Genomic DNA, 21721 nt, shown 5'->3' on the forward strand with positions numbered 1-21721 from the left:
AGCAGCTGATAGCATCAAGCCACCACTGACTTAACCACCTATAGAAGTCGGCCAATGACCGAGCACCCAGATCCCAGTCGCGATCGCCTCAAGCATCACTTCGCCCAGCGCGTGATTCACCAGGCGCGCCAGGTGCTGGAAGTCTGGCAGCGCCTGCAGCGCAGCGAATGGAACGATGCCGGCATGGCCGAGCTGACCGAGGCCAACCTGCGCCTGCTGCGTTACGCCGAGCGCTTCGAGCAGATCGAGCACGCGCAACTGGCGCAAAGCATTGGCACCAGCCTCGATGAGGTCGTGGAAAATCGCGGCCGTCTCAACAGTACGCTGATCGCTCGCCTCAATCAGGCCATGCAACGCCTCTCACGTACCGGCCTGCGCCACAGCGACGCCTTCGAGCAAACCTTCCTGCCACCGCTGCGCAAACCGGTGTATCTCGCCCTGCAGGACGCCCAACGCGCCGAGCGCCTGGCCCAGCAACTGGAGTTCTTCGGCCTGGCCGCGCAGGCACTGAGCGATGAACGTGCTTTCCGAGCCGCCATCACCGAACGCCACCCCGCCGCCATCGTCATGGACGTCGACTTCGCCGGCGCCGGCCTGGAGCTGGCAGGCTCGGTGCAGGAAGGCCTGGAGCAGAAGATTCCGCTGCTGTTCTTCAGCCACTGCGACACCGACACCCCGACACGCCTGGCCGCCGTACGCGCCGGCGGCCAGGAGTTTTTCACCGGCTCGCTGGATGCATCGAGCCTGCTCGAACGCATCGAAGTGCTGACTCACGTCTCGCAATACGACCCGTACAAGGTGCTGATCGTCGACGACTCCAAAGCCCAGGCGACGCACACCGAGCGCGTACTCAACAGTGCCGGCATCCTCACCCACACCCTTACCGAGCCTATCCTGGCGATGGATGCGCTGGCCGAGTTCCAGCCGGATCTGATCATCCTCGACATGTACATGCCCGAGTGCAACGGCACCGAACTGGCCAAGGTGATCCGCCACAACGACCGCTACGTCAGCGTGCCGATCATCTATCTGTCGGCCGAGGACGACCTCGACAAGCAGCTCGATGCCATGAGCGAGGGCGGCGACGACTTCCTCACCAAGCCGATCAAGCCACGCCACCTGATCGCCACCGTACGCAACCGCGCGGCACGTGCGCGCAACCTCAAGGCGCGCATGGTGCGTGACAGCCTCACCGGCCTGTACAACCACACCCATACCCTGCAACTGCTCGACGACGCCTGCTACCGAGCACGCCGCGAAGAGCAGCCGCTGGCCTTCGCCATGCTCGACATCGACCACTTCAAGAAGGTCAACGACACCTATGGCCACCCCATGGGCGACCGGGTGATCAAGAGCCTGGCGCTGTTCCTCAAGCAACGCCTGCGCAAGACCGACCATATCGGCCGTTATGGCGGCGAGGAATTCGCCGTGGTGCTGCCCGACACCGATGAACAATCGGCGCTCAAGGTACTGGAGGAAATTCGCCAGCGCTTCGCCGAAATCCATTACCCAGCCCAGCCGCAGGACCTGTCCTGCACCTTCAGTTGCGGCATTGCCATGCTGCAACCAGGCCTGGATGGCAATGCCCTGTCCAAGCGCGCCGACGAAGCACTGTACAAGGCCAAGCATGGCGGGCGTAATCGGGTCGAGCTGTACTGATAGCAATCTGATTGCACTTACCCTTGCGCCGTCATAAAACAGCAACCAAACCGCAATAAGCTCGCGACCATCGTCCAGTCGTCGATCGAGCCCGCCATGCGCCTCAAGCTGCTCACCAACCTCAATACAGCGCTGCTGGTCACTGTCTGCGTCGCGCTGGCGGCCACACTCTGGTGGTCGCAGCGCGCCTTGCAACAGCCCATGCAACTGATGGCGCGCTACCTGACGCTGTCCCAGCAGTTCCAGAGCCAGGTGGCCGATAACATCCTGGCCTACCTGGCCAGCGGCAATACCGTGCAGCACAGCACCGCGACCCAGGCCATCGACACCTTCGAGCAAGACCTCGCGCAACTCCCGCCGCAACTGATCGTCGAACTGCGCCCAAGCCTCGAGCAACTGCGCGACTTCAGCGCCAATCAGCTGCTGGCGGCCGGCAAACTGGCCGGCGACCCACAAGGGCTGCTGCTGCAGGCCGAACGCGAGATGCTCGCCACGCTGGAACAACTGAGCCAGTACGTCGCAGATGCCAGCAGCCCCGCCGCCGGTGACTACCGCAAACCACTGCAGGAAGCCGGTTCGCGCCTGCTGAGGCTGGCCCACGCCCGCGAGCGCTTCATCGGCCAGGGTCGTAGTGAGCTACTCGGCGATGTCGAACGCGAACTCAAGGCTCTTGCTCAGCTGGCAGAGGCTCTGGATAAGTTGCCGCTACTCGGCGTACAGCAGGCCGATAGCTCTGCCAGCGTCGGTTTCGCCGCGCTGCTAGATCTGGATGAGGCACAGCAGGAGCAACAGGCGCAGGACCGTGGCATCGAGCTGAAGCGTGAGTTGAATGCCCTGGTACGTCGCTACCCCGGTGAACTGCAGCGCACCCGTGAGCTGGTCGAGCAACGCCAGCAACTGGCCGTAACCACCACCGAACGCGTGACCCAGGTGCAGCAGGCACTGGCGGCACTGGAGCCGCTGGTGCAGAACGAATATGACCGCATCCAGGGTGAAGTACGCCTGCTCCAGGGCCTGATGATCGGCCTGATCCTGCTGATCGCCCTGCTCATCGACCGCATCCAGCGGCGCCTGTCGCAGGTGCTGGGCCATCTGGTTCCTGCCCTGTCGCGCTGGGCCAGCGGCGACTTCGCCATGACGATCACGATCGATTCGCGCACCCGCGAATTGCGTGACATCGAGGATTCGCTCAACCACCTGCGCCGCTACCTGGTGGAGCTGGTCGCCAGCATCCGCCATCACGCCGAACAGGTTGCCGACTCCAGCCACACGCTGGCCGACCTCACGGGAGGCCTGCACGCTGGCGCCGAACGCCAGGCCGGCGATACGGCATTGATCCGTGATGCGCTGGGCGAGCTGGAAGCAACCATCGGCCAGGTCGCCGAGGATGCCAGCCAGACCGCCGACGCCAGCCGCGACGCCGACCGCGCCTTGGTCCAGGGCCAACAGGTCATCGGCCAGAGCCTGGAAGGGCTGTATGCCCTGGTCACCGAGGTGCAGGGCAACGCCCAGGCCATCGAGCGCCTGGCCGACGAGACTGCCACCATCGGCAGCGTGCTTACGGTGATTCGCGGCATAGCCGAACAGACCAACCTGCTCGCCCTCAACGCCGCCATCGAGGCCGCACGCGCCGGCGAGGCCGGCCGCGGTTTCGCCGTGGTCGCCGATGAGGTGCGCTCACTGTCGCAACGCACCGGCAGCGCCACGGCGGAAATCCAGGATGTGATCGGCCGCCTGCAACAGGCTGCGCACCAGTCGGTACAGGCCATGCGTGCGCAGGTCGAACACGCCGAAGAGACCGCGGGCAAGGCCGAAGCGGCCGATGGTGCGCTGGACGAGATCGTCAGCGCCATCCGCACCATCGCCAGCATGGCCGGGCGCATCGCCGAGGCCACTGCCCAGCAGAGCGATGCGGTCAGTGAGATTCGCGAACATGGCGAACGCATCCACCAACTGGGCGACGACAACCTCGGCCTGATCGCCAACGGACGCAGCGAGAGTGAACGCCTGCTGCACTTGGGTGGCCAGTTGCACAGCGCCGTACAGGCGTTTCGCGTCTAAGCGCCTGCGACACGGCAGCGCAGGCTTGATCTGCACGGGAACTCGACAAGGCCGGCCTGCTCCAAGGTTCCGCTCATCCCGGCAATCGACGCCCCGGCGCGGCGACGACGATACGGGTGAGCGCTTTCCGGTATCATGCCGCCACCTTTCGCCGAGATATTCGCCCGATGTCACTGTGTCGACTGCTGCTTCCCCTGCTTCTGCTCTGCCTGAGCCTGCCCGCCAGTGCCAACCTGTTCGACCAGCGCCCTGCTACCTCGCCGATTGGCGCACCGCTGAACAACAGCAGCGATTTCCTGCCGGTGCGTGAAGCCTTCAAGCTGAGCCTGGTGAGCAGCGACTCACAGGCAGTGACGCTGCGCTTCGTCGCGGCCGAGGGTTACTACCTCTATCGCCATCGATTCAATTTCAGCGTCGAACCGGCGGACTTGGTGCTCGGCGACGCCCAATTGCCAGCAGGCGAAGCCAAGCACGATGAATACTTCGGCGATGTCGAGGTGTACTACGGCGTGCTGGATATCCGCGTGCCGCTGGACAACCCGGATAACCGCCCGCTGCGCCTGCAGGTGGACTATCAGGGCTGCGCCGACAAGGGCCTGTGCTACCCGCCGGAAAGCGAGTTCATCGAGGTCGGTGATATGCCTGCCGCCACCAGCGGTGATGTGGCACCGGTCGCGACAGGCTGGAACTGGAAAGTGCTGGCGCTGTTCTTCCTCGGCGGTCTGGCACTGACCTTCACCCCCTGCGTGCTGCCGATGCTGCCGATCCTCTCCGGCGTGGTGCTGCGCGGCCAGTTGGGCGGCCTGCGCAGCCTGACCCTGTCACTGGCTTATGTCCTGCCGATGGCCGCCTGCTTCGCCATTCTCGGCACGCTGATGGGGCTGTTCGGCGCGGGCCTCAATCTGCAGGCTCGCCTGCAATCGGCCTGGGTATTGGTGCCTTTCGCCGCCTTCTTCGCCTTCTTCGCGCTGGCCATGTTCGGCCTGTTCGAGCTGCGCCTGCCTCGTTTCATCAGTGAACCTCTGGATCGCCTGGCAGGCAAAACCCATGGCGGCTCGCATCTGAATGCAGCCCTGCTCGGCGTACTCTCCAGCCTGCTGGTCAGCCCCTGCGTTTCGGCGCCGCTGGTCGGTGCCCTGCTTTATATCAGCGCCAGTGGCGATGCCTTGGGCGGCGGCCTGAAGCTACTCGCGCTCGGCCTCGGTATGGGTACGCCGCTGGTGCTGTTCGCCGTTGGCGGAGGTGCGCTGCTGCCGAAAACCGGCACTTGGATGGTCACGGTGCGCAATGCCTTCGGCGTGCTGCTGCTGGCCGTTTCGGTCTGGCTGCTCGAGCGCGTACTGCCGGGCAGTCTCAGTCTGGCTCTATGGGGGCTACTGGCTGGCGGTGTGGCGGTATTCCTCGGTGCGCTGGAGTTCGGCCCCAAAACACATCGACAAAAGCTCGGCCAGATCGCCGGTCTGGCACTGCTGGTTTATGCCCTGGCCGCCTGGGTCGGTGCGCTACAGGGTGCAAGCGACCCGCTCAAGCCACTCGGCCAGCTGGCTGGTGCCGGCCAAAGCAGCGCCAAGAGCGGTGCCTGGCAAACCCTGAGCAGCCCCGCCGAACTGGACGCCGCACTGGCCGAGGCCAAAGCCGGCGGCCAACCGCTACTGCTGGACTGGTACGCCGACTGGTGCATCAGCTGCAAGGTCATCGAGCGCGAGGTGTTCGGCAATGCCGAAGTAGGCAGCAAACTGGCCGGCTGGCGCCTGATCCGCTTCGATATCACCGAAAGCAATGCCGCCCAGCGCGCTCTGCTGGATCGTTACAACCTGTTCGGGCCACCGGCCATCCAGTTGTTCGCCGGCAATGGTGACGAATTGCTCGATCTGCGTGTCGTAGGTGAGATCGATGCCGCCGCCTTCGCAGGGCTCCTGGATCAGGCCAGCAACCGCCTAGGAAAACGCTGAAAAGCCCCAAACCGTCACTCCCGCGAAGGCGGGAGTCCAGGTACTGCGGGGTCTGGATTCCCGCCTTCGCGGGAATGACAACTATTTCAGACCATCCCCAGGTAGCTGAACGCCGCCAAGACGATCATCGCTAGCGCCTGGCAACGACCAAAACCAACGCTATAGTCATATTTCTGCCGCAAACAGCAGGCATCGTGTCGACTATTGCTGACATCGCGCAGCTGCGGCATAGTCCTGCGCAGCCCGAACAACAAGGAACGCGACCATGGCCACCCTACTGGTGCTGCACGGCCCCAACCTCAACCTGCTGGGCACCCGCGAGCCCGACAAATATGGCGCCACCACCCTGGCCGAGATCAATCAGGATCTGGAGCGCCGCGCCCGCGAGGCTGGCCACCACCTGCTGCATCTGCAGAGCAATGCCGAATACGAATTGATCGACCGCATTCACGCCGCAAAGGGTGAAGGTGTCGACTTTATCCTGATCAATCCCGCCGCTTTTACCCATACCAGCGTCGCATTACGTGACGCATTGCTGGCGGTGAGCATCCCATTCATCGAAGTGCACCTGTCCAACGTGCACAAGCGTGAACCTTTCCGCCATCACTCCTATTTTTCCGACGTTGCAGTAGGGGTGATCTGCGGCCTTGGCGCCAGCGGTTATCGGCTGGCCCTGGAAGCGGCACTCGAACAACTGACCGGGCGCGCCTGACGCGACGCTCGGTAGACAAGTCCTACCTCACCTCTGGGAGTTGAACCTTCATGGATATCCGTAAAGTCAAGAAACTGATCGAGCTGCTGGAAGAGTCCGGTATCGACGAGCTGGAGATCAAAGAGGGCGAAGAGTCCGTACGTATCAGCCGCCACAGCAAGCAGCCGGCCTACGCGCCGCAGCCGGTCTACGCTCAGGCTCCTGCGCCGGTCGCCGCCCCGGTTGCCGCAGCTGCACCGAGCGCTGACGCTGCCCCGGCCGCCGCACCGAAACTGAACGGTACCGTCGCGCGCTCGCCGATGGTCGGCACCTTCTACCGCGCGGCTTCGCCGACCTCGGCCAACTTCGTCGAAGTCGGCCAGACCGTGAAGAAAGGCGACATCCTGTGCATCGTCGAAGCCATGAAGATGATGAACCACATCGAGGCCGAAGCCAGCGGCGTGATCGAGTCCATCCTGGTGGAAAACGGCCAGCCGGTTGAGTACGACCAGCCCCTGTTCACCATCGTTTGATGCCCGGGGAGCCTGCAATGCAGAAGCTGGAAAAAGTCCTGATCGCCAACCGTGGCGAAATTGCCCTGCGTATCCTGCGTGCCTGCAAGGAGCTGGGTATCAAGACGGTGGCCGTGCACTCCACCGCCGACCGCGAACTGATGCACCTGAGTCTGGCCGACGAATGCGTCTGCATTGGCCCGGCTCCTGGCTCGCTGTCGTACCTGAACATCCCGGCGATCATCAGCGCAGCTGAACTGACCGGCGCCACGGGCATCCACCCGGGCTACGGCTTTCTCGCCGAGAACGCCGACTTCGCCGAACAGGTGGAGAATTCCGGTTTCGCCTTCATCGGCCCTAAAGCCGACACCATTCGCCTGATGGGCGACAAGGTATCGGCCAAGGAAGCCATGATCAAAACCGGCGTACCGGTGGTTCCCGGCTCCGACGGCCCGCTGCCGGAAGACGAGGAAGAAGCCCTGCGCATCGCCCGTGAAGTGGGCTACCCGGTGATCATCAAAGCTGCTGGCGGCGGCGGTGGTCGCGGCATGCGCGTGGTGCATAAGGAAGAAGACCTGATCAAGTCGGCCAAACTGACCCGCACCGAAGCCGGTGCAGCGTTCGGCAATCCGATGGTCTATCTGGAAAAATTCCTCGGCAACCCGCGCCACGTCGAAGTCCAGGTGCTGTCCGACGGCCAGGGCAACGCGATTCACCTGTACGACCGCGACTGCTCGCTGCAGCGTCGTCACCAGAAGGTGATCGAAGAGGCTCCGGCCCCACTGATCGACGAGAAGGCCCGCGCCGAAGTGCTCAAGCGCTGCGTCGATGCCTGTGTCGAGATCGGCTACCGTGGCGCCGGCACCTTCGAGTTCCTCTATGAAGACGGTCGTTTCTACTTCATCGAGATGAACACCCGCGTTCAGGTGGAGCACCCGGTCACCGAGATGGTCACTGGTATCGACATCGTCAAGGAGATGCTCAGCATCGCCGCTGGCAACAAGCTGTCGATCAAGCAGGAAGACGTGAAGATCCTCGGTCACTCGGTCGAGTGCCGGATCAACGCCGAAGACCCGGACAACTTCATGCCCAGCCCAGGCAAGGTCAAGCATTTCCATGCTCCGGGCGGTAATGGCGTGCGCGTCGATTCACACCTGTACAGCGGCTACAGCGTTCCACCGCACTACGACTCGCTGATCGGCAAGCTGATCACCTTCGGCAAGGACCGTGACGAAGCCATGGCCCGTATGCGCAATGCCCTGGACGAGATCGTGGTCGATGGCATCAAGACCAACGTACCGCTGCACCGCGACCTGACTCGCGACAAGGGTTTCGTCAAAGGTGGCGTAAACATCCATTACCTGGAAAAGAAACTGGGTATGGACAAGCACTGAGTCCTGACTCGCTGCTTCACAGGGGCTGCCTTCGGGCGGCCCCTGTCGTTTCAGCGGTCGAACTGGCAAGCCGCCCGCCCCATCAAGTAAGCTGCGCGGCCAAACGCGCGCCCTTCACGAGGTTTTCCATGCCCTGGTTACAAGTCCGTCTCGCCATCACTCCTGAGCAGGCAGAAACCTACGAGGATGCGCTGCTGGAAGTGGGCGCCGTATCGGTAACCTTCATGGACGCCGAAGATCAGCCGATCTTCGAGCCGGATCTGGGCACCACCCCGCTGTGGTCGAACACCCACCTGCTGGCCCTGTTCGAGGCCGACACCGACGAGACCGCACTGCTCGCCCACCTGCAACTGCTGTGTGGCGGCGCACTGCCGGAGCATCATGTCGAGCGCATCGAGGACCAGGACTGGGAACGCAGCTGGATGGATGGCTTCCAGCCGATGCGCTTTGGCCAGCGCCTGTGGATCGTGCCGAGTTGGCACGCCGCGCCGCAGCCGGACGCGGTCAATCTGCTGCTCGATCCAGGCCTGGCCTTCGGCACCGGCACCCACCCGACCACCGCACTGTGCCTGGAATGGCTCGACGGCCAGAATCTGGACAACTGCAGCGTGCTCGACTTCGGCTGCGGCTCGGGCATCCTGGCGATCGCCGCCCTGTTGCTCGGTGCGCCGCAGGCAGCGGGCACCGATATCGACCCGCAGGCGCTGGAAGCTTCGCGCGACAATGCTTCGCGCAACGGCATCGATCCTGCCCGTTTCCCGGTGTATCTGCCGGCCGACCTGCCTCAGCAGCCTGCCGACGTGGTCGTCGCCAACATCCTCGCCGGCCCGCTGGTGTCTTTGGCACCTCAGATCACCGCGCTGGTCAAAAGCGGTGGACGCTTGGCGCTGTCGGGTATCCTCGCCGAACAGGCTGAGGAAGTCCGCGCCGCTTACGCAAGCGCCTTCGACCTCGACCCAACGGCCGTCAAGGACGGCTGGGTGCGCATCAGCGGCGTCAAGCGCTGAACCGCGCGCAGTCGTTGCGTTAGACTAGCTGCTTGGATTTTCCGGACCCGCGCATGAGCGAAAGCCACGTCACCCAGTGCCCCAATTGCCGTACCAGCTTCCGCGTCAGCCAGGCGCAGCTGGCTGCTGCCCATGGCGCAGTACGCTGCGGTGCCTGCCTGCACGTGTTCAATGCTGCCGAACAACTGTTCGGCCCGCGTGCCGTCGCACCTGCGCCAGCGGCAGCTAAAACGGTGAGCGCTCCGGCCACAGCCCAGCCCGACACACACACCAGGCCGCCAGCGACCAAGCCCGCCGACGATACCCTGTGGATTCATGACGATCTCGACCTGGACAGCCTCAACCTCGATGAGGAACTGGCCAGACTGGAGGAGCAGGAACAGCAGTTGTCGCAGCAGTTCCTCGCGCTGGAACAGGCGCCGCGCTACGCCGAGAATTTCGGCAGCCGCACGACGGACGAGCCCGACGACGTGCATGACGAAGCCTGGGCCGAAGCCCTGCTGCGTGACGAGCCGGTGAAGCGCGAGCGCGACAGCTTCGAACTGCAACCGACTGAAGAGCACCCTGAACCGATCACCGCACCTGAGCCCAAAGCGGCCATTGAATTCGTCGCTCCCGCCGCGCCCCGTAAGCAGCAGCCCATCGCCGATGACCTCGACGACTCCGTTGAGCCGCGCCTGGGTGATCTCGATGACGAGCAGACCGAACCGGAGCGCCAGGACGAAGACCTGCGTACGGCACCTGAAGAACCCAAGGTAGTACGCAACGAGCCGGGGCTGCGCGAGGAACGGCTGTTCGAACTGGACGACGAACCCCTGCAACTCGACTGGCACCAGCCACCGGCCACATCATGGGGCCGTCTGTTCGGCTGGTGCTTGCTCAATCTGCTGGCGGCTGCTGGCCTGCTGGCACAATACGCTGCCTACAACTTCGATGAGCTGGCACGCCAGGACCGCTATCGCCCCTGGTTCGAACAACTGTGCCCGAACATCGGCTGCACCCTGCCCTCGAAAGTCGACATCAGCCAGATTCGCAGCAGCAACCTGGTGGTACGCAGCCACCCGGAGTTCTCCGGCGCACTGATCGTCGACGCCATCCTGTACAACCGCGCGCCTTTCGCCCAACCCTTCCCGCTGCTGGAGATGCGCTTCGCCGACCTGGGTGGACAACTGGTCGCCAGTCGTCGCTTCAAACCCAGCGAGTACCTGGCCGGCGAGCTGGCCGGACGGAGCGAGATGCCACCGCAGACGCCCATCCACATCTCCCTGGAGATCCTTGATCCGGGCACCCGCGCGGTGAACTACAGCCTGAGCTTCCACTCGCCCGAGTAGTCTGGAGACGGCGCGCCCCGTGGTCGCAGACCTTCCATCTAACTACTGGCGATCAGCCCATAGCTGTTCAGAATTTGTTCAAAACGACCTTTATCCGGTCATCCAGAGCGGGTATCATGCCCACCCTTTCGCGAGCACCAACCCACCGCAGTTTCCCCTGAGGACACAGTGGAGGGCGGGTGTTGATCGCCCTTTGTCTCAACTGCGCAACAACAAGCAGGGACGCCCCATGTCGGCCCCACGTATTGGCCCTTACACATTGCCCAATCGGTTGATCCTGGCTCCCATGGCCGGCGTCACCGATCGCCCGTTCCGCCAGCTGTGCCGCCGTCTCGGTGCCGGCCTGGTGGTGTCGGAGATGGTCACCAGCGATGTGCGCCTGTGGAATAGCCGCAAGTCCAGCCTGCGCTTGCTGCACGCCGGTGATCCCGAGCCGCGCTCGGTACAGATCGCCGGTGGCGACCCGCAGATGATGGCCGACGCAGCACGCAAGAACGTCGAATTGGGCGCGCAGATCATCGACATCAACATGGGCTGCCCGGCCAAGAAGGTCTGTAACAAGGCCGCCGGCTCCGCCCTGTTGCGTGACGAGCCGCTGGTACGGGAGATCCTCGACGCCGTGGTCGGTGCGGTGGACGTGCCGGTGACCCTGAAGATTCGCACCGGCTGGGACCGGCAGAACAAAAACGGCATTACCGTGGCGAAAATCGCCGAAGATGCCGGCATTGCTGCACTGTCCGTACACGGTCGCACCCGCGCCGACCTTTATACCGGCGAAGCCGAGTACGACACCATCGCCGCCATCAAGCAGGCGATATCAATTCCGGTGTTCGCCAATGGCGACATCGACTCTCCACAGAAGGCCAAGGCCGTGCTCGACGCCACTGGCGCCGACGCCCTGCTCATTGGCCGCGCCGCCCAAGGGCGGCCGTGGATCTTCCGTGAAATCGAGCACTACCTGCGTACCGGCGAAACCCTGCCGGCACCGAGCCTGCTCGAAGTGGAACGCATTCTGCTAGAGCACCTGGCTGCACTGCACGCCTTCTATGGCGAATTGATGGGCACGCGTATCGCCCGCAAGCATGTCGGCTGGTATCTGGCAACCCTGCCGGGCGCCAGGGAGTTTCGCGCCCAATTCAACCGTCTGGACAGTACGGACGCACAGTGCGCCCACGTTCGCGCGTTCTTCCGCGAACGGCACAACGATGGAAACGAGGTGGCCGCATGACGTTGATGACAGAGACCCTAGTGAGTGGAATTGCACCCGTGAGTGACAACACCAGCCTTAAACAGCACCTGAACACGCCGAGCGAAGAGGGCCAGACCCTGCGCGGCGCCGTGGAGAAGGCGTTGCACAATTACTTCGCCCATCTCGAGGGCGCGGACGTCACCGACGTGTACAACCTGGTGCTCACCGAAGTCGAAGCGCCGCTGCTGGAAACCGTCATGAATCATGTGAAAGGTAACCAGACCAAGGCCTCCGAGCTGCTCGGCCTGAACCGCGGCACGCTGCGCAAGAAGCTCAAGCAGTACGACCTGCTGTAACCCTGAACTCCCGAAAAGGGCGGCCCGCATGAGCCGCCTTTTTTGCTGATATCCCCGCTCTGATGGATAGTGAAATGACCGACCAGACCACCCTTCTGCCTGTCCGCCGCGCGCTGATCAGCGTTTCCGACAAGACCGGCGTTCTCGAATTCGCTCGCGAACTGGCCGCCCTCGGTGTCGAGATTCTCTCCACCGGCGGTACCTGCAAGCTGCTCAAGGACAACGGCGTAGCCGCAGTGGAAGTGGCTGACTACACCGGCTTCCCGGAGATGATGGACGGCCGCGTGAAGACCCTGCACCCGAAGATCCACGGCGGCATCCTCGGCCGTCGCGCCATCGACGGCGCGGTGATGGAACAGCACGGCATCAAGCCGATCGACCTGGTCGCGGTCAACCTCTATCCCTTCGAAGCCACCGTGGCCAAGCCTGATTGCTCTCTTCCCGACGCCATCGAGAACATCGACATCGGCGGCCCGACCATGGTCCGCAGCGCGGCGAAGAACCATAAGGACGTCGCCATCGTGGTCAACACCGGCGACTACGCCGGCATCGTCGCCTCCCTCAAGGCCGGCGGCCTGAGCTACGCCCAGCGTTTCGACCTGGCGCTGAAGGCCTTCGAACACACCGCTGCCTACGACGGCATGATCGCCAACTACCTGGGCACCATCGACCAGGCGGCGGACACCCTGTCCACCGAAGGCCGTGGCGCTTTCCCGCGTACCTTCAACAGCCAGTTCATCAAGGCGCAGGAAATGCGCTACGGCGAGAACCCGCACCAGAGCGCGGCGTTCTACGTCGAAGCGAAGAAGGGCGAAGCCAGCGTCTCCACCGCCGTGCAGCTGCAAGGCAAGGAACTGTCGTTCAACAACGTCGCCGACACCGACGCCGCGCTGGAATGCGTGAAGAGCTTCGTCAAGCCGGCCTGCGTCATCGTCAAGCACGCCAACCCCTGCGGCGTGGCCGTGGTCCCGGAAGAGGAAGGCGGCATTCGCAAGGCCTACGACCTGGCCTACGCCACCGACACCGAGTCGGCGTTCGGCGGCATCATCGCCTTCAACCGCGAGCTGGATGGCGAAACCGCCAAGGCCATCGTCGAGCGCCAGTTCGTCGAAGTGATCATCGCCCCGAAAATCAGCGCCGCCGCCCGTGAAGTGGTGGCCGCCAAGGCCAACGTGCGCCTGCTCGAATGCGGCGAATGGCCGGCCGAGCGTGCTGCGGGTTGGGACTTCAAGCGCGTCAACGGTGGCCTGCTGGTGCAGAGCCGCGACATCGGAATGATCAAAGCAGAAGACCTGAAGATCGTCACCCAGCGCGCGCCGAGCGAGCAGGAAATTCACGACCTGATCTTCGCCTGGAAAGTGGCCAAGTTCGTCAAATCCAACGCCATCGTCTACGCCAAGAACCGCCAGACCGTGGGCGTCGGCGCCGGCCAGATGAGCCGCGTCAACTCCGCCCGTATCGCCGCGATCAAGGCCGAGCATGCTGGCCTGCAGGTGCAGGGCGCGGTAATGGCCTCCGACGCCTTCTTCCCGTTCCGCGACGGTATCGACAACGCCGCCAAGGCCGGCATCACCGCAGTGATCCAGCCCGGTGGCTCGATGCGCGACAACGAAGTGATCGCTGCGGCCGACGAAGCCGGCATGGCCATGGTGTTCACCGGCATGCGCCACTTCCGCCATTGATGATTGTGCCCACGCTCTGCGTGGGCGCGCAGCCTGGGACGCAGAGCGTGGGAACGATCCAGATCCACCCTGCACACAGGCGAGACGTAGGAGCCCGCTTGCGGGCGATCAACCCGCAAAGCATCGCCGGCAAGCCGGCTCCTACAAACAGCACAGACTGATCCTCCTCACGCAGAACGTGGGAACGATCCAGGAGAATGCAATGAATGTATTGATCATCGGCAGCGGCGGTCGTGAACACGCCCTGGCCTGGAAAGTGGCGCAGGATCCGCGCGTCGAGAAGGTCTTCGTCGCCCCGGGCAACGCCGGCACTGCGGTGGAAGCCAAATGCCAGAACGTCGCCATCGACGTGCTGGCCATAGAACAGCTTGCTGATTTTGCTGAGCAGAACGTGCAACTGACCATCGTCGGCCCGGAAGCGCCGCTGGTCAAAGGCGTGGTCGATCTGTTCCGCTCGCGCGGCCTGGACATCTTCGGCCCCACCGCCGCTGCCGCCCAGCTGGAAGGCTCCAAGGCCTTCACCAAGGATTTCCTGGCGCGTCACAAGATCCCGACTGCCGACTACCAGAACTTCACCGAGATCGAGCCGGCACTGGCTTACCTGCGTGAGAAAGGCGCACCGATCGTGATCAAGGCCGATGGCCTGGCCGCCGGCAAGGGCGTGATCGTCGCCATGACCCTGCAGGAAGCCGAAGACGCGGTGCGCGACATGCTCGCCGGCAACGCCTTCGGTGAAGCCGGCTCGCGCGTGGTGATCGAGGAGTTCCTCGACGGCGAAGAAGCCAGCTTCATCGTCATGGTCGATGGCGAGAACGTACTGCCGATGGCCACCAGCCAGGACCACAAGCGCGTCGGCGACGGCGACAGCGGCCCGAATACCGGCGGCATGGGCGCCTACTCGCCAGCCCCGGTAGTCACCGCCGAAGTACACAAGCGCGTGATGGACGAGGTGATCTACCCCACCGTGCGCGGCATGGCCAGCGAAGGCAACGTCTACACCGGCTTCCTCTATGCCGGCCTGATGATCGACAAGGCTGGCAAGCCCAAGGTCATCGAGTTCAACTGCCGCTTCGGCGACCCGGAAACCCAACCGATCATGTGCCGCCTGGAAAGCTCCCTGGTGCTGCTGGTCGAGGCTGCCCTGGCCAAGGCCCTGGACAAGGTCGAAGCGACCTGGGACCCGCGTCCGACCGTGGGCGTGGTACTGGCTGCCGGTGGCTACCCGGGCGACTACGCCAAGGGCGATGTCATCGAAGGTCTGGATGAAGCCGCCAAGCTCGACGGCAAGGTGTTCCACGCCGGTACCGCGCTGAAGGACGGCCAGATCGTCACCGCCGGCGGTCGCGTACTCTGCGCCACCGCCATCGGCGCCAGCGTCGCCGATGCCCAGCAGCAAGCCTACCGCCTGGCCGAGAAGATTCGCTGGAACGGTATGTTCCACCGCAACGACATCGGCTACCGCGCCATCGCCCGCGAGCGTGGCGAAGGCTAAGGCCAGCACCACTCGGAGAATACGGTGCGGATAGCGCAAAAAGCCGCGCCGCGCCGTATTCTCGCGAGCAGATGCTTGGCTATAATCCGGCCACTCATTTAGAAGGATTTTGCCCGTGCGCCGGCTCAGGATTGCCATCGGACTACTCGCCAGCATGCTGTTTCTCAGCCTTGCGCTGACAGCCAGTGCGAACTCAGTCCCGCCAAGCGCGCACAGCTGGTCCTATCTGGTCGACGCCAGTGCCCGCCTGGGCCTCGAAGAGGTCCGCGCCCAGCGCCAGCAGTTCAAGCCCCTCAGCAAGCAGTCCTTTACCTTCCCGCCCAGTGACCACGCCGTCTGGCTGCGTGCCGAATTCGCACCGCAGCAGCAGCCCGCCTGGCTGTGGATATTCTCGCCGCGGGTGCAGTACCTCGATTACTACCTGCTGAGAGATGGCCAGCTGGAGCAGAACCTGCACACCGGCGAGGCCATGCCGCTGGATTCGCGACCGCTGCCGTCGCGCTTCTACCTGATGCCGTTGCCCAATGACGGCCAGGCCCGCGTCGCCTATGTCCGCCTGACCTCCAACCACCCGCTGATGACCTGGTTCAAGGTGATGGATCAGGCCGAACTGGTCAGCCTGGAAAAACCCGCCTACCTCTACGGCATGCTGTTCGGTGCTCTGCTGCTGCTGACCCTGTACAACCTCATCCGCTTCATCTACAGCCGCAGCGCCAGCGGCCTGTGGCTGGCCGGGGTGAACATCGGCCTGGCCGTATGCTCGTCGGCCAACCTCGGCATTTTCGCCCAATGGCTGCCCAGCCTGGGCTACAACCAGTCATTGATCGCCGACCTCTCAGCGCTATTCGCCGCCTTCAGCGCCCTGGCCTTCGGCCTGAGTTTCATGCACGGCACCCCCGTGCAGCGCAGCCCACTCAACCGCCTGCTGCAGGGCAATGCCTTGCTGATCCTGGCCTACGCTCTGTGCATCGCCGTCACCGGGTTGTTCTGGTACAGCTCGCTGGTCTATTTGCTAGTGGTCATGAGCTCGATCAATCTGCTGCTGGTGAGCAGCCGGCACTGGCGCGCCGGTTATCAGCCGGCACGCCTGATCACCATAGGCATGCTGGTTTTCAACCTGGGCTTCGGCTTCTTCGTGCCGGTGCTGCTCGGCTTCGATCAGCTCAATCCGGGCTGGCTGGTGCTGGGCGTGTTCAGCGTTGCCACCCTGGCCGGCCTGATTCTCAGCGTGTCGCTGACCGAGCGGCAGCGGCAGATCCAGCGCGACACCCTGCAGGAAAGCACCGCCCTGGCCGCCAGCAGCGCCGAGCTGAAGGCCAAGGCCGAGTTCCTGGCCAAGATCAGCCATGAGATCCGCACACCGATGAACGGTGTACTGGGCATGACCGAGTTGCTGCTGGGCACGCCACTGTCGGCCAAGCAGCGTGACTACGTGCAGACCATCCACAGTTCGGGCAACGAGCTGCTCACCCTGATCAACGAAATCCTCGACATTTCCAAGCTCGAATCCGGGCAGATCGAGCTGGACGACGTGCAGTTCGATCTCGGCGCACTGATCGAAGACTGCCTCGACATCTTCCGCGCCAAGGCCGAACAACAGCGCGTGGAGCTGATCAGCTTCATCCAGCCGCAGGTACCACGGGTGATCAGCGGCGACCCAACGCGCCTGCGCCAGGCCCTGCTGAGTCTGCTGGACAACGCCTTCAAGCAGACCGACGAGGGCGAGATCCTGCTGGTCGCCGCCCTCGACAGCAGCGACGGCCAGCAGCGCCTGCGCATCGCCGTGCAGGACAGCGGCCGCCCGCTGCTGGCGGAAGAGCGCGACGCCCTGCTCAACGCCGAACTGCAGAGCCGCGACTTCCTTTCTGCCACCCGCCTGGGCGGGCGTCTTGGCCTGATCATCGCGCGCCAACTGGTGCGCCTGATGGGCGGCGAGTTCGGCATCCAGGGCAGCGGCAACCAGGGCACCACCCTGTGGCTGACCCTGCCGCTGGACGCCGCCCGCCTGGAACAGCCGGAAACCGACCTGGACAGCCCGCTGCAGGGTGCACGCCTGCTGGTGGTGGACGACAACGACACCTGCCGCAAGGTGCTGATGCAGCAGTGCAATGCCTGGGGCATGCAGGTCAGCGCCGTGCCCTCCGGCAAGGAGGCCCTGGCCCTGCTGCGCACCAAGGCACACATGCGTGAATACTTCGACGCGGTGCTGCTCGACCATGACATGCCCGGCATGACCGGCATGCAGCTGGCCACCAAGATCAAGGAAGACCCGAGCCTCAATCACGACATCCTGCTCATCATGCTCACCGGCATCAGCAACACGCCGAGCAAGGTGATCGCACGTAACGCCGGGATCAAGCGCATCCTGGCCAAGCCGGTGGCCGGCTACACACTCAAGACCACCCTGGCCGACGAGCTGGCACAGCGCCCCAACGACACCCCCGCCCAAGCCGCACCGACGCCGGTGAGCACACCACTGAACGTGCCGGCCGACTTCCGCATCCTGGTGGCCGAAGACAACAGCATCTCGACCAAGGTAATTCGCGGCATGCTCGGCAAGCTCAACCTCAAGCCAGACACTGCCAGCAACGGCGAAGAAGCCCTTAGCGCGATGAAGGCAAAGCCCTACGACCTGGTACTGATGGACTGCGAGATGCCGGTGCTCGATGGTTTCTCTGCCACCGAACAGCTGCGTGCCTGGGAAAAGAGCGAGAAGCGCCCGCGCACGCCGGTGGTGGCGCTGACTGCGCATATCCTCAGCGAACACAAGGAACGCGCGCGTGCCGTCGGCATGGATGGCCATATGTCCAAGCCGGTGGAGCTGTCGCAACTGCGCGAGCTGATCGAGCACTGGATCGCCGAACGCGAACTGCATCGCCAGCGCGAGGTATCGTAAGTGTCGTAGGGCGGGTGAAACCCGCCTGACTGTCGATGGCGGGTTGCACCCGCCCTACTCTCAAACGAGCGCCCCATGTCCGAGTTGTTCAGCCTGTACTTGAAGATGCTGGTGCTCTACAGCCCCTTCTTCGTCCTCTCCTGCTTTATCGGCCTCAGCCGCGGCTACACCCTCAAGGAACGCAAGCGCCTGGCCTGGAAGGTGGCGCTGGCCACGCTGATCGCCAGCGTGCTGCTGTACCTGTTCGGCAAGCACATTTTCACCCTGTTCGGGATCACCATCGACGCCTTCCGCATCGGCGCAGGCTCGGTGCTGTTCATCTCCGCGCTCGGCATGGCCCAGGGCAAGTCGGCGGTGCAGAGTGATAACGTGCAGCAGGATGTGACCATCGTACCGCTGACCATCCCCATCACCGTCGGCCCCGGCACCATCGGCGCCCTGCTGCTGATGGGCGCCAGCCAGCCGCACTGGGACGACAAGCTGGTAGCGGTGGCAGCGATCTTTCTCGCCAGCCTTACCGTCGGCGTGGTGCTGTACCTGTCCAACCAGTTCGAGCGCCTGCTCGGCGACCAGGGACTGCAAATCGTCAGCCGCTTGATGGGCCTGTTCGTCTGCGCCCTGGCCGCGCAGATCATCTTCACCGGGGTGAAGAACTACCTGATGCCATAAGACGGCGAGCTTCGAGCCCTCGGTGCGCACGGCGCCCCCTACCTAGCGAATGCCTGCAGGCCCCCCTCGATCCCGTAGGGAGGGCTATGCGCACCGCCAGCCCTTAAAACCCTGCACCATTCGCTTGCAGACCAGCCCCGCCTCGGTGCGACGCCTCTCGTCAAAACCCCTTCCGTTGCACTGTAATCCCCGAAAATAAAGGCCTGCACCAAACTGGCACCGTCATTGCTCCAGCGATTCCAACTTGGATACAAGATGGGATCTAAACGCATGTCCAACACACCAATCGCTTTCACCCTCGCACAATGGCAACAGGTCTACCGCGACGGCCAATCACCTGCTGAACTGCTGCATGCCCTGCGCCGGGAACTGCGCGCTGACGACACGGCGTGGATCGCCCTGGCCAGCGAAGCTCAGCTAAACGCCCAACTCGATGCCCTGACAATCGCACAGGAAGGTGCAGGCGGCGACCTGAGCAAGCTGCCGCTGTATGGCGTGCCCTTCGCCATCAAGGACAATATCGATGCGGACGGCTGGCCCACCACCGCCGCCTGCCCCGAATTCGCCTATCTGGCCAAGGCTGACGCCACAGTAGTCGCGCGCCTGCGCGCCGCCGGCGCGATCTTGGTCGGCAAGACCAACCTCGATCAGTTCGCCACCGGTCTGGTCGGCACCCGTTCGCCTCACGGCGCGGTGCCCAACAGCTTCAACCCGGCTTACGTCAGCGGCGGTTCCAGCTCCGGTTCGGCCAGTGTGGTCGCGCGCGGCCTGGTGCCCTTCTCGCTGGGCACCGACACCGCAGGCTCGGGCCGCGTGCCGGCGGGTTTCAACAATATCGTCGGGCTCAAACCGACCAAGGGCTGGCTGCCCAACACCGGCCTGGTGCCGGCCTGCCGCACCGTCGACTGCATCTCGGTATTCGCCCTGACCGTCGGCGATGCCCTGGCCGTGGCCAACATCGCTGGCGGCTATGACGCCGCCGATGCCTACAGCCGCAAGAACCCGAACAGCGCCAAGGTCGGTATGCCGGCCCAGCCGCGCCTGGCCGTGCCGGCCAACCCCGAGTTCTTCGCCGACAGCCAGAACCAGGCCGTCTATGAGGCCGCACTGGGCAAACTGCGTGAATTGGGCGCCGAACTGGTGGAGATCGATTTCGCCCCCTTCCAGCAACTGGCCGAGCAGCTCTACTACGGCCCCTGGGTCGCCGAACGCACCGTTGCGGTGGAAGGCGTGAACCCCGAACACATCAACCCGGTGGTGCGCGGCATCGTCGACAACGGCCACAAGTACAGCGCCTGCGACGCTTACAAAGCCGAGTACATTCGCGCCGAACTGAGCCGCGTGATCAACGGCGCCCTGGCCGACTTCGACGCCATGGTGGTGCCGACCTCGCCAACCATCCGCACCCTGGCCGAGATGCAAGCCGAACCCGTGCTGTTCAACAGCCAGTTCGGCACCTACACCAACTTCACCAACCTCGCTGACCTGTCTGCCCTCGCCGTGCCGGCAGGGCTGCGCGCCGACGGCCTGCCGGCCGGCATCACCCTGCTCGCACCAGCCTGGCATGACCAGGCACTGGCCGCCTTCGGTCAGCGCTGGCAGCAGGCAGTCAATCTGCCGCTGGGCGCCACCGGCAAGCCGCTGCCAAAGCAAACCACCAGCGACAAGCCTGCACCCGGTTGCATCCGTGTTGCCGTGGTCGGCGCGCACATGACCGGCATGCCGCTGAACTTCCAGCTCAGCACACGCGATGCGGTGCTGGTGGAGCAGACCACCAGCACGGCGCATTACCGCCTCTATGCCCTGCCCGGTACCGTGCCGCCCAAGCCGGGCCTGGCCCGTGTGGCCGAGGACGGCGCGGCGATCATCGTCGAGCTGTGGGACGTGCCGCAGGCGCGCTTCGGTGAGTTCGTCGCCGAGATCCCGCCACCACTGGGTATCGGCAACCTGGAGCTGGCCGACGGCCGTTGGGTCAAGGGCTTTATCTGCGAGCCCTATGCGCTGGATGGCGCGCGCGACATCACCAGCTTTGGTGGTTGGCGCGCCTATATCGCCAGCACCAAGGCCTGAGCACGCTCATGCCGCGTGCTGCCGAGCGCCCAGAGAGCCTGGCCGAGCGCATCTACGCCCGGCTCAAGGACGACATCTTCGAGTTCCGCCTGATGCCCGGCGACCGCTTCTCCGAAGGCGAGGTCGCCGCGCGCATGGCGGCCAGCCGCACGCCGGTACGCCAGGCGCTGCACCGTCTGCAGCGCGAGGGTTTTCTCGACGTGCACTTTCGCAGCGGCTGGCAGGTTCGCCCGCTGGACTTCGTGCAATTCGATGAATTGTACGAGCTGCGCATCGTCCTTGAACTCGACGCCGTACGCCGACTTTGCCAGCGCCCCACGGACGAACACCCGCCTGCACTGCAGATGCTTGCGCGCACCTGGATGGTGCAAAAGGAAGACCAGTTGCAGGACGGCGTCGCCGTTTCACGCCTCGACGAAGCCTTTCATTGCCAATTACTGGAAGCCGCCGGCAATCGCGAGATGGCCCGCGTGCACCGTGAGGTCAGCGAGAAGATCCGCATTCTAAGGCGGCTGGATTTCACTCAGACCCGACGCATCGACCTGACCTATGCAGAGCACCAGCAAATTCTCGAGGCAATCCTGATCCGTCGCTCAGAACAGGCACAGCAATTGCTCAAGGGCCATATAGAGGTCAGCAAGGCAGAGGTGCATTCGATCACCTTGCACAAGCTGTACGGCGCTCGCCAGTGCGTAGAGCCGATGCCGGAATAACCGAGCCATGACCTTCACTGCCACCAATAAAAACGCTGTCCACTTAG

16 protein-coding genes are annotated in these 21721 nt (G+C 64.0%); all 16 read left to right on the plus strand.

The annotated features are described in order from the left end of the window. Positions 1–54: 54 nt before the first annotated feature. The 16 genes from N5J71_RS04120 to N5J71_RS04195 all read left to right on the plus strand — a co-directional run bounded on the left by N5J71_RS04120 (position 55) and on the right by N5J71_RS04195 (position 21674). Positions 55–1659 carry a response regulator gene (locus N5J71_RS04120; RefSeq protein ID WP_074856137.1) on the plus strand — a complete coding sequence of 535 codons (1605 nt, stop codon included), beginning with the start codon at positions 55–57 and terminating at the stop codon, positions 1657–1659. A gap of 96 nt (positions 1660–1755) precedes the next feature. Then, positions 1756–3720 carry a methyl-accepting chemotaxis protein gene (locus N5J71_RS04125; RefSeq protein WP_279916369.1) on the plus strand — a complete coding sequence of 655 codons (1965 nt, stop codon included), beginning with the start codon at positions 1756–1758 and terminating at the stop codon, positions 3718–3720. A 167-nt stretch (positions 3721–3887) separates the two neighbouring features. Next, complete coding sequence (gene dsbD, locus N5J71_RS04130) at positions 3888–5672, plus strand: protein-disulfide reductase DsbD (protein ID WP_279916371.1); 1785 nt, start codon at positions 3888–3890, stop codon at positions 5670–5672. A 265-nt stretch (positions 5673–5937) separates the two neighbouring features. Continuing rightward, the gene (gene aroQ, locus N5J71_RS04135; protein WP_074856144.1) at positions 5938–6384 is read left to right on the plus strand and encodes a type II 3-dehydroquinate dehydratase; all 447 of its coding nucleotides are present in this window, start codon (positions 5938–5940) and stop codon (positions 6382–6384) included. Between the two features lie 50 nt (positions 6385–6434). Further along, positions 6435–6896 (plus strand): acetyl-CoA carboxylase biotin carboxyl carrier protein, encoded by a 462-nt coding sequence (gene accB / locus N5J71_RS04140; RefSeq protein WP_004425115.1) that lies wholly within the window; start codon positions 6435–6437, stop codon positions 6894–6896. A gap of 17 nt (positions 6897–6913) precedes the next feature. Then, complete coding sequence (gene accC, locus N5J71_RS04145; protein ID WP_074856146.1) at positions 6914–8269, plus strand: acetyl-CoA carboxylase biotin carboxylase subunit; 1356 nt, start codon at positions 6914–6916, stop codon at positions 8267–8269. 128 nt (positions 8270–8397) lie between these two features. Then, positions 8398–9276 carry a 50S ribosomal protein L11 methyltransferase gene (gene prmA / locus N5J71_RS04150; RefSeq protein WP_084340338.1) on the plus strand — a complete coding sequence of 293 codons (879 nt, stop codon included), beginning with the start codon at positions 8398–8400 and terminating at the stop codon, positions 9274–9276. A gap of 53 nt (positions 9277–9329) precedes the next feature. Then, on the plus strand, positions 9330–10607 hold the full coding sequence (locus tag N5J71_RS04155) for a DUF3426 domain-containing protein (protein WP_279916372.1): 1278 nt from the start codon (positions 9330–9332) through the stop codon (positions 10605–10607). A 229-nt stretch (positions 10608–10836) separates the two neighbouring features. Then, a complete protein-coding gene (gene dusB, locus N5J71_RS04160; protein WP_026088754.1) occupies positions 10837–11835 on the plus strand; it encodes a tRNA dihydrouridine synthase DusB in 999 nt (332 codons plus the stop codon). Then, positions 11832–12152 carry a DNA-binding transcriptional regulator Fis gene (gene fis, locus N5J71_RS04165; RefSeq protein ID WP_003242613.1) on the plus strand — a complete coding sequence of 107 codons (321 nt, stop codon included), beginning with the start codon at positions 11832–11834 and terminating at the stop codon, positions 12150–12152. Before dusB ends, fis begins: the two co-directional genes overlap by 4 nt. Positions 12153–12226: 74 nt before the next feature. Next, complete coding sequence (purH, locus tag N5J71_RS04170) at positions 12227–13834, plus strand: bifunctional phosphoribosylaminoimidazolecarboxamide formyltransferase/IMP cyclohydrolase (protein ID WP_279916373.1); 1608 nt, start codon at positions 12227–12229, stop codon at positions 13832–13834. A 202-nt stretch (positions 13835–14036) separates the two neighbouring features. Continuing rightward, on the plus strand, positions 14037–15326 hold the full coding sequence (gene purD, locus N5J71_RS04175; protein WP_084340341.1) for a phosphoribosylamine--glycine ligase: 1290 nt from the start codon (positions 14037–14039) through the stop codon (positions 15324–15326). A gap of 115 nt (positions 15327–15441) precedes the next feature. Beyond that, positions 15442–18222, plus strand: a complete 2781-nt coding sequence (locus N5J71_RS04180) for a hybrid sensor histidine kinase/response regulator (RefSeq protein WP_279916374.1) — start codon at positions 15442–15444, stop codon at positions 18220–18222. A gap of 75 nt (positions 18223–18297) precedes the next feature. After that, a complete protein-coding gene (locus N5J71_RS04185) occupies positions 18298–18891 on the plus strand; it encodes a MarC family protein (protein WP_004425132.1) in 594 nt (197 codons plus the stop codon). Positions 18892–19161: 270 nt separating this feature from the next. Beyond that, entirely contained in the window at positions 19162–20961 is a 1800-nt protein-coding gene (gene atzF, locus N5J71_RS04190; RefSeq protein ID WP_279916375.1) for an allophanate hydrolase, read from the plus strand. Between the two features lie 8 nt (positions 20962–20969). Continuing rightward, a complete protein-coding gene (locus N5J71_RS04195; RefSeq protein ID WP_279870531.1) occupies positions 20970–21674 on the plus strand; it encodes a GntR family transcriptional regulator in 705 nt (234 codons plus the stop codon). Positions 21675–21721 lie beyond the last annotated feature (47 nt).

The organism is Ectopseudomonas oleovorans (assembly GCF_029845265.1).
GTDB lineage: Bacteria > Pseudomonadota > Gammaproteobacteria > Pseudomonadales > Pseudomonadaceae > Aquipseudomonas > Aquipseudomonas oleovorans.

What these genes read in the sequence shown, in the direction of transcription:
- N5J71_RS04120 (WP_074856137.1), top strand. Translation starts at nt 55, where the DNA reads ATGACCGAGCACCCAGATCCCAGTCGCGATCGCCTCAAGCATCACTTC.
- N5J71_RS04125 (WP_279916369.1), top strand. Translation starts at nt 1,756, where the DNA reads ATGCGCCTCAAGCTGCTCACCAACCTCAATACAGCGCTGCTGGTCACT.
- dusB (WP_026088754.1), top strand. Translation starts at nt 10,837, where the DNA reads ATGTCGGCCCCACGTATTGGCCCTTACACATTGCCCAATCGGTTGATC.
- accC (WP_074856146.1), top strand. Translation starts at nt 6,914, where the DNA reads ATGCAGAAGCTGGAAAAAGTCCTGATCGCCAACCGTGGCGAAATTGCC.
- N5J71_RS04155 (WP_279916372.1), top strand. Translation starts at nt 9,330, where the DNA reads ATGAGCGAAAGCCACGTCACCCAGTGCCCCAATTGCCGTACCAGCTTC.
- N5J71_RS04195 (WP_279870531.1), top strand. Translation starts at nt 20,970, where the DNA reads ATGCCGCGTGCTGCCGAGCGCCCAGAGAGCCTGGCCGAGCGCATCTAC.
- accB (WP_004425115.1), top strand. Translation starts at nt 6,435, where the DNA reads ATGGATATCCGTAAAGTCAAGAAACTGATCGAGCTGCTGGAAGAGTCC.
- purH (WP_279916373.1), top strand. Translation starts at nt 12,227, where the DNA reads ATGACCGACCAGACCACCCTTCTGCCTGTCCGCCGCGCGCTGATCAGC.
- purD (WP_084340341.1), top strand. Translation starts at nt 14,037, where the DNA reads ATGAATGTATTGATCATCGGCAGCGGCGGTCGTGAACACGCCCTGGCC.
- N5J71_RS04185 (WP_004425132.1), top strand. Translation starts at nt 18,298, where the DNA reads ATGTCCGAGTTGTTCAGCCTGTACTTGAAGATGCTGGTGCTCTACAGC.
- fis (WP_003242613.1), top strand. Translation starts at nt 11,832, where the DNA reads ATGACGTTGATGACAGAGACCCTAGTGAGTGGAATTGCACCCGTGAGT.
- dsbD (WP_279916371.1), top strand. Translation starts at nt 3,888, where the DNA reads ATGTCACTGTGTCGACTGCTGCTTCCCCTGCTTCTGCTCTGCCTGAGC.
- atzF (WP_279916375.1), top strand. Translation starts at nt 19,162, where the DNA reads ATGTCCAACACACCAATCGCTTTCACCCTCGCACAATGGCAACAGGTC.
- aroQ (WP_074856144.1), top strand. Translation starts at nt 5,938, where the DNA reads ATGGCCACCCTACTGGTGCTGCACGGCCCCAACCTCAACCTGCTGGGC.
- prmA (WP_084340338.1), top strand. Translation starts at nt 8,398, where the DNA reads ATGCCCTGGTTACAAGTCCGTCTCGCCATCACTCCTGAGCAGGCAGAA.